Source organism: Peribacillus sp. (genome assembly GCF_059453735.1).
Window position 1 is genome coordinate 1 of sequence record NZ_JAZVJO010000190.1, and the last position, 1,810, is coordinate 1,810.

Below are 1,810 nucleotides of genomic sequence, written 5' to 3' on the forward strand. Positions count from 1 at the left end.
AATAATCTGCAGAACCATCATGAGCACCAATGATACGCCTAAAATTAAGAGCGACTGGCTCTTGATGGCTACGCCAAAAACATTGATATTTTCTGATGGCAACAGATTAGTTGGGTAGGCTTCAAGCTGTGCCCCCCGGAGAAAAATCATCCCATTTTCGATCAATAGTGATACCCCGATTGCCGTAATGAGTGCCGCAATTCTCGTTGCATTTCGCAGTGGTTTATAGGCAATTCTTTCAATGACGACGCCGAATATAGCACAGGCTGTCATTGAAATCAGCAATGCAGGAAAGAACGATAAATCTAGCACTGTAATCGAATAAAAACCGATAAATGCTCCCACCATGAACACATCACCATGTGCAAAGTTTATCAACTTAACGATCCCATAAACCATCGTATACCCGAGTGCGATCAGGGCGTAGATACTGCCTAATGAAATTCCATTAACTAGCTGTTGAAACAGTTCCATATTCCGACTCCCCTTTTAAATGGCTAAAATAGGAGGCAGAGCGCCTCCTATTCATCTATTGCTTATGGGTTAACCTTTGTTTCAAATTTTTGCTCGCCATTTACATATTTCAAAATGGAAGCTGATTTAATCGGATTATGATTTTCATCCAATTTCATGTTTCCAGAAACAAGGGCAAGACCGTCTGTGCTTTCTAAAGCATCTTTGATTTTCTCTGGTGTGGCATCTCCGCCCGCACGTTTAATGGCATCAGCAATGAAGTACGCTGTATCATAGCCAAGTGCAGCAAATGCATCTGGTGATTTGTCTTTGTATTTTGCTTTGAACGCAGACACAAATCCTTGGATTTTTTCATCTGGATCTTCTGCAGAGTAATGGTTTGTGATGAACGTATTTTCCAATGCTTCCGCACCAGCAATTTCAATTAATTTTGGAGAATCCCAGCCATCGCCGCCCATAAATGGAACGTCGATTCCTGACTCACGCGCTTGCTTTAAGATTAAGCCGACTTCTTCATAAAAAGCTGGAACAAATACAAAATCTGGTTTTGCACCTTTTATATTGGTTAAAGTCGCTTGGAAATCAGTGTCTTTTTGGACAAATGATTCTTCTTTAACAATCGTTCCGCCGCCCGCTGTGAAGGCTTCTTTAAATGCGGCTGCTAGTCCTTTTGAGTAATCACTCGAGCTGTCAATATAAATGGCAGCTGTTTTCGCCTTTAAGGTATCCTTCGCAAAGTTTGCCGCTACGGTTCCTTGGAAAGGATCGATGAAGCAAGTCCGGAAAACAAAGTCATTTAACTTGCCGTCTTTTGACGTAATATCTGAGTTTGTTCCTGTCGGTGTAATTAAGGGTATTTTCTTATCATTGGCAATTTGCACCTGTGCCAATGTATTTGTGCTTGTTGCTGCCCCAACCATAACCGATACATTATCCTGACTGGTTAGTTTTGTCGCGCCACCAGTAGCTTCAGATGCTTCGGACTTATTATCATATTTAATAAGTTTAAATTTCTTTCCATCAATACCTTCTTTATTTAGTTCTCCGATTGCCAATTCCATTCCTTCGACAACAGACTGTCCATATGAAGCACCACCACCAGTCAATTCTAGGTTTGCACCAATTTTAATGGTATCTCCATCCGATCCTGATTTTTCTGAATCACCGCACCCGGCTAATACACCTGCAGCCAATGACACTGATAGCAGAATTCCTGCTAACTTTTTCTTCTTCATGAAAATACCCCCTAGGCTTTTTAAATTGACATACTATTTTGAAATTAGTGTACATCAATATGAAGAACTCGTCTAGATGTCCTATTTTATTCTATTTAATG

General features: G+C 40.6%; 2 protein-coding genes. Both read right to left on the reverse strand.

Features of this window, described 5'->3' with window-relative positions; translation table 11 throughout:
* Positions 1-474: branched-chain amino acid ABC transporter permease (locus AC52RT_RS06140; RefSeq protein WP_495539928.1), on the reverse strand; the 474-nt coding region annotated here is incomplete at its 3' end.
* 62 nt (positions 475-536) lie between these two features.
* Complete coding sequence (locus tag AC52RT_RS06145; protein ID WP_495539929.1) at positions 537-1,709, reverse strand: ABC transporter substrate-binding protein; 1,173 nt, start codon at positions 1,707-1,709, stop codon at positions 537-539.
* Positions 1,710-1,810 lie beyond the last annotated feature (101 nt).

Excerpts from the sequence above, each read along its gene's own strand:
- AC52RT_RS06145 (WP_495539929.1), bottom strand. The coding sequence starts at position 1,709 with ATGAAGAAGAAAAAGTTAGCAGGAATTCTGCTATCAGTGTCATTGGCT.